Raw genomic sequence first — 6,421 nt, forward strand, 5'->3', positions numbered from 1 at the left:
CACGGCCAAGGGCAGCAGCAGCGGCCATGGGGCCGCCGCGCGCACGTCCGCGCCGCCGGGCAGGAAGGACAGCGGCGCGTTGACGTGGGTGCCGCTGTGCTCGCCCATGGCGAAAACACGCAGGTCGTAGCCGTCCTCTTCGCGGCTGGCCACATCCAGAAAGGTCACCGGCGGGTCGCCGGGCCAACGCGGCATGCCGCTGCCGATGGGGTGGGCAAGGTCCGCCAGACGGGTGAAGGTCAGGCCACGGGGCATGCGCCCCCCTCATGCGGCCCATCCCCCACATCCGGCACTTCCGGCCCGGCCCCCTGCTCCGCCGCTTTCTTCTCCGCCTTTTCCAGACCTGCCGCATCCTGCCGCGAATTGCCGTTGCGATGACCGCGCACGTCGCGCGGGCCAAGCATCTTGGCAGGGTCCATCAAGTCGTCGTAGTCTTCCGGTCCCATCAGCCCCCGCTCCACCAGCAGGTCGCGCGGCGTGCGCCCCGTGGCGCGGGCGTCCTTGACCACCGTTGCCGCAGCCTCGTAGCCGATGACCGGGGCCAGCGCCGTGACCATGCCCAGCGAACCGTGCAGCAGTTCCAGGCAGCGTTCGCGGTTGGCGGTGATGCCCTCCACGCAGCGCACCCGCAGGATGCGCGCCGCCCGCGTCAGGATTTCCAGCGACTGGAACAGGTTGCAGGCCATGATGGGGCCGAACACATTCAGTTCCAGTTGTCCCGCCTCTGCCGCCAGGGTTACCGTAAGGTCGTTGCCGATGACCTGCTGGCAGACCTGGTTGACCAGTTCCGGAATCACCGGGTTGACCTTGCCCGGCATGATGCTGGACCCCGGCTGCACGGCGGGCAGGGATATTTCGCCAAGGCCGGTGAACGGCCCGGACGAGAGCAGGCGCAGGTCGTTGCAGATCTTGGAAAGCTTCACCGCCACGCGTTTCAGCAGCCCGGAAAGGGTGACATAGGCCCCGGCGTCGCTGGTGGCCTCCACAAGGTTGGGCGAAAGCGAGAGCGGCAGCCCGGTGATGTCCGCCAGCCGGTCGCAGACCAGCGGCGCATAGCCGGGCACGGTGTTGATGCCGGTGCCCACTGCGGTTGCGCCGATGTTCACCTCGCACAGCAGGCGGGCCACCTCGGCCAGGCGTTCGGTATCCTCGCCCACGGTCACCCCGTAGGCCGCGAATTCCGCGCCCAGGGTGATGGGCACGGCATCCTGCAACTGGGTGCGGGCCATCTTGATGACGTCGGCAAAGGCCTCGCCCTTGGCGTGGAAGGCATCGCGCAGTTCGCGCAGGGCGGCTTCCAGGTCGCGCGCGTACCATACAAGCGCGATGCGCAAGGCCGTGGGGTACACATCGTTGGTGGACTGCGAGAGGTTGACGTGGTTCAGCGGGCTGACCACGCCGTATTCGCCGCGCGCCCGGCCCATCAGTTCCAGGGCGCGGTTGGCGATGACCTCGTTGGCATTCATGTTCACCGAGGTGCCAGCCCCGCCCTGGATCACATCCACCACGAACTGCTCGTCAAAGCGGCCTTCACGCACTTCGCGGCAGGCCTGCACGATGGCCTGCCCCACGTCGCCGTCCAGCAGGCCCAATTCCATGTTGGCCAGGGCGGCGGCTTTCTTCACCGACGCCAGCGCCTGCACGAAGCGGGGGTGGCGGCCTATGGTCAGCCCGGTGACGTCGAAATTCTCCAATGCCCGCAGGGTCTGCACGCCGTAGTAGGCGTGGGCGGGCACCTTGCGTTCTCCAAGGCTGTCGCGCTCGATGCGGTATTCCATGAGGGATGTCGTCCTTGCTTTCTGGGTGTCAGAATGCCGGAATATCGGGATTGTGCCGTGGCGACCCAGCCGCCCGTGCTGATGCGCACCCTGCGCTGCCCATGCGGCCCTGCGGCTCGTGCTTATGCGCACCCTGCGCTGCCCATGCGGCCCTGCGGCTCGTGCTGCCCATGCTGCCCATGCTGCCCATGCTGCCCATGACGCGCGGCATACCCCCATGTGGGGCACGCACTGTTGCATCATACCACCCTTGCCGCCGCCCGCCTATGGGCAGCACCACCACGCAAAAGCGCCCCGCAACCCGGTTGGGGTGCGGGGCGCCGTGGAAGCGTCTTTTCCGTCGTGCCGTAGATCAGGGCTACTTCGCCGCCGGGGGCAGCACGGTGGCCTTCTTGATGACCACGGGGGTGGTGGGCACGTTCTCGAACGAACCCACGGTGGCCGTGCGCACGGCCTTGATCTTGTCCACCACGTCGGTGCCTTCGATCACCTTGCCGAACACGGCGTAGCCCCAGCCCTGCATGGTGGGCGCGCGGTGGTCGAGGAAGGCGTTGTCCTTCACGTTGATGAAGAACTGGGCGGTGGCGGAATGCGGCGACATGGTACGGGCCATGGCCAGGGTGTACTTTTCGTTGCGCAGGCCGTTGTTGGCCTCGTTCTCGACGGGCTCGCGGGTGGGCTTTTCGTGCATCTTCTCGTCGTAGCCGCCACCCTGGATCATGAAGCCGTCGATGACGCGGTGGAAGATGGTGCCGTCGTAGTGGCCCGCCGCGACATATTCGCGAAAGTTGGCAGCGGTCTTGGGGGCCTTTTCGTCATCCAGTTCGACGACGATGTCGCCCATGCTCGTTTCCAGCTTGATCACCGTGTGTCCCCTCTGTGCCGAAGCCGCCATGGCGGTTCCGTGACCTGCGAACGCGAAAAGGGCCGTAAGCGCGGCCAGCAGCAACCAACGCATGTTCTGCTCCGGGAATGTGAAAGTTGGATGGGCGAACCGCCCGTGCCGGTGCCATTACCAGAAGCGCCACCGCAGGGCAATCGGCATGGCATACCAATGGGCGGCGGGGCGGCCTCAGGTTACATGCCGCAAACACCTTGCAGCCATCATCCTTGTGGCCACGCTAGATGCCGTAGCATGACGGGCGACGAGGCCTTACACCCACTGTTCTCTTTTCTTCAGGAGGATGACCACACTTGAGGATTTTCGTTCTTCGGCAAGGAAGATTCGCCTTTTGTGAAGGGAGCGTACTTTTCTCGTACGTGACCGGAGCAAAAGGCGAATCTGACGCAGCCGAAGGGCGAAAGGCCCAAGTGTGGCATACTCCTTACTCAAACGTCAGCTTGTCCAGCCTAACCCCGATGGCCACATGCTGCCCGTCCTTCAGGTCGCCCGAGATCAGGCGGCGGGCCAGCGGGGTTTCCACGTTGGTTTGCAGATAGCGCCGCAGGGGCCGCGCACCGTACACCGGGTCGTAAGCCGATTCGGCGATGAAGTCGCGCGCCGCATCGGTAAGTTCCAGGGTGATCTTGCGCTCTGCCAGCCGCCCCCGCAGCCTGCCCAGCAACAGTTCCACGATGCGCCCGATCTGCTCGGGCAGCAGCGGGCGAAACATGACGATCTCGTCCACCCGGTTCAGGAACTCGGGGCGGAAGTGACGACGCATCTCGTCCATCACCTTGTCGCGCACGCCGGGGCGGAATTCGCCCGCGTCGGTGATGCCGTCCAGCAGGTGTGACGACCCGATGTTGGAGGTCATGATGATGATGGTGTTCTTGAAGTCCACGGTGCGGCCATGGCTGTCGGTAAGCCGCCCGTCGTCCAGGATTTGCAGCAGCACGTTGAACACGTCGGCGTGGGCCTTTTCTATTTCGTCGAACAGCACCACGCTGTACGGCTTTCGGCGCACCGCCTCGGTCAGCTGGCCGCCCTCGTCATAGCCCACGTAGCCGGGGGGCGCCCCGATGAGCCGGGCCACCGCGTGCTTCTCCATGTACTCGCTCATGTCGATGCGCACGATGTTGTCCTCGCTGTCGAACAGCGATTCCGCCAGCGTCTTGCACAGTTCGGTCTTGCCCACGCCCGTGGGGCCAAGGAAGATGAACGACCCGATGGGCCGCCCGGGGTCGGACAGCCCGGCCCGGGCGCGCAGCACGGCTTCGGCCACTGCCTCCACGGCCTCGTCCTGCCCCACCACGCGCTCGTGCAGCACGTCGCCCAGGCGCAGCAGCTTTTCGCGCTCCGACTCCAGCAGCCGGGTGACCGGAATGCCCGTCCAGCGGGCCACGATTTCGGCCACGTCGTCGGGGCGCACCTCTTCCTTCAGCAGGCGGTTCTCATCGTCGCCGTGCTCGGCGGCGGCCAGCTTGCGCTCAAGCTCCAGCAGCTTGGAATACTTCAGTTCCGCCGCCCGGTTGAGGTCGTAGTTGCGCTCCGCCTCGTCGATGGCCAGGCGGGTGCGCTCGATTTCTTCCTTGATGGTGCGCACGGCGTCGATGGAGCCCTTTTCACGCTCCCACTGGGCCAGCAGGGTGGCCTGGCTGGCCCGCAGGTCGGCCAGTTCGTTCTCCAGCTTTTCCAGCCGCTCGCGCGAGGCGGCGTCCGTCTCTCGGCGCAGGGCCTCGCGCTCGATCTCAAGCTGCATGACCTTGCGGTTCACCTCGTCCAGTTCGGCGGGCAGCGAGTCTATTTCGGTGCGGATCAGCGCGGCGGCCTCGTCGATGAGGTCGATGGCCTTGTCCGGCAACTGGCGGTCGGTGATGTAGCGGTGCGACAGGGTCACCGCCTCGACGATGGCCGAATCGCTGATGCGCACCCCGTGGTGCACCTCGAACCGTTCGCGCAGGCCGCGCAGGATGGATATGGTGTCCTCCACCGTGGGTTCGTCCACCACCACCGGCTGGAAGCGGCGTTCCAGCGCCGGGTCCTTCTCGATGTACTTGCGGTACTCGTCCAGCGTGGTGGCGCCGATGCAGTGCAACTCGCCGCGCGCCAGCATGGGTTTCAGCAGGTTGCCGGCATCCATGGCCCCGTCGGACTTGCCCGCGCCCACGATGGTGTGCAGTTCGTCGATGAACATCAGGATGCGGCCTTCGGCCTTTTCCACTTCCTTCAGCACGGCCTTCAACCGTTCCTCGAACTCGCCCCGGTACTTGGCCCCGGCGATGAGCGCACCCATGTCCAGCGCGAACAGGCTGCGGTTCTTCAGGCCCTCCGGCACGTCGCCCTTCAGGATGCGGTGGGCCAGGCCCTCGACGATGGCCGTCTTGCCCACGCCCGCCTCGCCGATGAGCACGGGGTTGTTCTTGGTGCGCCGTGACAGGATGCGCACCACGCGGCGGATTTCCGCATCGCGCCCGATGACCGGGTCCAGCTTGCCCTTGCGGGCTTCTTCCACCAGGTCGCGCCCGTACTTCTGGAGCGCCTCGTAGGTGTCCTCCGGATTCTGCGAGGTGACGCGCTGCGCGCCGCGCACGTCTTCCAGCACGGCCAGCAGCTTGTCCTGCGTCAGGCCGAACTCGCGGGCCACGCGGCCCATGTCGGTGGAGGGCGGTTCTTCCAGAAAGGCGCAGATGAGGTGTTCGACGCTGACGTACTCGTCCTTGAGCCGCCTGGCGAAGTCCTGCGCGCGCACCAGAGCCTGGTTCAGGCGCTGGGTGACGTAGATCTGCCCCTGGGCCGCGCCGGGGCCGCTGACCGCCGGGCGTTTCTGCAACGCCGCCTCAAGGGCGGCGGCAAAGGCATCGGGCTTGTAGCCCGCCCGTTCCAGCAGGCGCGGCACCAGCCCCTGTTCCTGACGGACCAGGGCAAGCGCGGCGTGCTCCACGTCCACCTGCTGGTGCCCAAGGCGCACGGCGGTGGACTGGGCCTCTGCAATGGCCTGCTGCGATTTTTCGGTGAACTTGTTGATGTCCATATCGTTCTTTCCCCCTTGTCCGGCGGACCGGGCCAGGAATGCAGTGTGCCGTGGGCGGCTGCCAGCTTCCCCTGCCAGAATGCCGGGGGCGGCGCGCCCGTGGCGAAAAATTTCATGCTGCCCGGCGCGTATGCACCGCTGCCGGGCCGCGTAGCTATCTTGTCATGACGCTATCGTTGCGCTTCCAACTCGCGCACCCTGCGCTCCAGCCGGTCGATGCGGTCCAGCAGGTCCACGACGATGGAACCGCCCAGGCTGGACAGTTCGAAGTCGGCGCAGATGCGTTCCAGCTTGCGGGTGCGGTACACGTCCACCCGGCGGAACAGGTAGCCTTCTCCCGCCGTACGGCGTGGCTCCAGCCAGCCCAGTTCGATCAGTTCGCCAAGGCGGCTGGGGTGCACGCCGGACACCTGAAGGAATTCCGCCCAGGCGATGAATTCCGAACGGATGGGCAGTTCGCCGCCCTGCGCAAGGCCGTGCCCCCGGTCATATCCAGGTTCGTTGCCGTCATCGGGGTACATGTGGTGTCACCTCCGGATGCAAGTCGTGTCGGCGGGGTTCCGCGTCGGTTTCGGTCTTCCTGTCCGCTAGTCGCGCGCCCGGAACGCCGAGGTCCGGGCCAGTTCTTCCCACAGTTCCCGTTCGCGCGGGGTGGCCTCGCCCGGCGTGCGGATGCCGATGCGCACGTACTGGTCGCCGCGTGCCGCGCCCGCGCCCAGCCCCTTGCCG

The 6,421-nt window shown here is 66.4% G+C and carries 5 protein-coding genes; all 5 read right to left on the reverse strand.

Features of this window, described 5'->3' with window-relative positions:
• The coding region (locus FVW27_RS05240; protein ID WP_208294642.1) for a cyclase family protein at positions 1-255 on the reverse strand (255 nt) is incomplete at its 3' end.
• On the reverse strand, positions 240-1,778 hold the full coding sequence (locus tag FVW27_RS05245; RefSeq protein WP_243838228.1) for an aspartate ammonia-lyase: 1,539 nt from the start codon (positions 1,776-1,778) through the stop codon (positions 240-242). The genes FVW27_RS05245 and FVW27_RS05240, both read right to left, overlap by 16 nt.
• 358 nt (positions 1,779-2,136) lie before the next feature.
• The gene (locus FVW27_RS05250) at positions 2,137-2,736 is read right to left on the reverse strand and encodes a peptidylprolyl isomerase (RefSeq protein ID WP_167123360.1); all 600 of its coding nucleotides are present in this window, start codon (positions 2,734-2,736) and stop codon (positions 2,137-2,139) included.
• 367 nt (positions 2,737-3,103) lie between these two features.
• Complete coding sequence (gene clpB, locus FVW27_RS05255) at positions 3,104-5,692, reverse strand: ATP-dependent chaperone ClpB (protein WP_167123362.1); 2,589 nt, start codon at positions 5,690-5,692, stop codon at positions 3,104-3,106.
• Positions 5,693-5,862: 170 nt separating this feature from the next.
• Positions 5,863-6,213, reverse strand: a complete 351-nt coding sequence (locus tag FVW27_RS05260) for a chaperone modulator CbpM (protein ID WP_208294643.1) — start codon at positions 6,211-6,213, stop codon at positions 5,863-5,865.
• Positions 6,214-6,421 lie beyond the last annotated feature (208 nt).

This window comes from Nitratidesulfovibrio liaohensis, from assembly GCF_011682075.1.
Taxonomy (GTDB): Bacteria; Desulfobacterota; Desulfovibrionia; order Desulfovibrionales; family Desulfovibrionaceae; genus Cupidesulfovibrio; species Cupidesulfovibrio liaohensis.

Coding starts and splice junctions, on each gene's coding strand:
- FVW27_RS05245 (WP_243838228.1), bottom strand. CDS start 1,778: ATGGAATACCGCATCGAGCGCGACAGCCTTGGAGAACGCAAGGTGCCC.
- FVW27_RS05250 (WP_167123360.1), bottom strand. CDS start 2,736: ATGCGTTGGTTGCTGCTGGCCGCGCTTACGGCCCTTTTCGCGTTCGCA.
- FVW27_RS05260 (WP_208294643.1), bottom strand. CDS start 6,213: ATGTACCCCGATGACGGCAACGAACCTGGATATGACCGGGGGCACGGC.
- clpB (WP_167123362.1), bottom strand. CDS start 5,692: ATGGACATCAACAAGTTCACCGAAAAATCGCAGCAGGCCATTGCAGAG.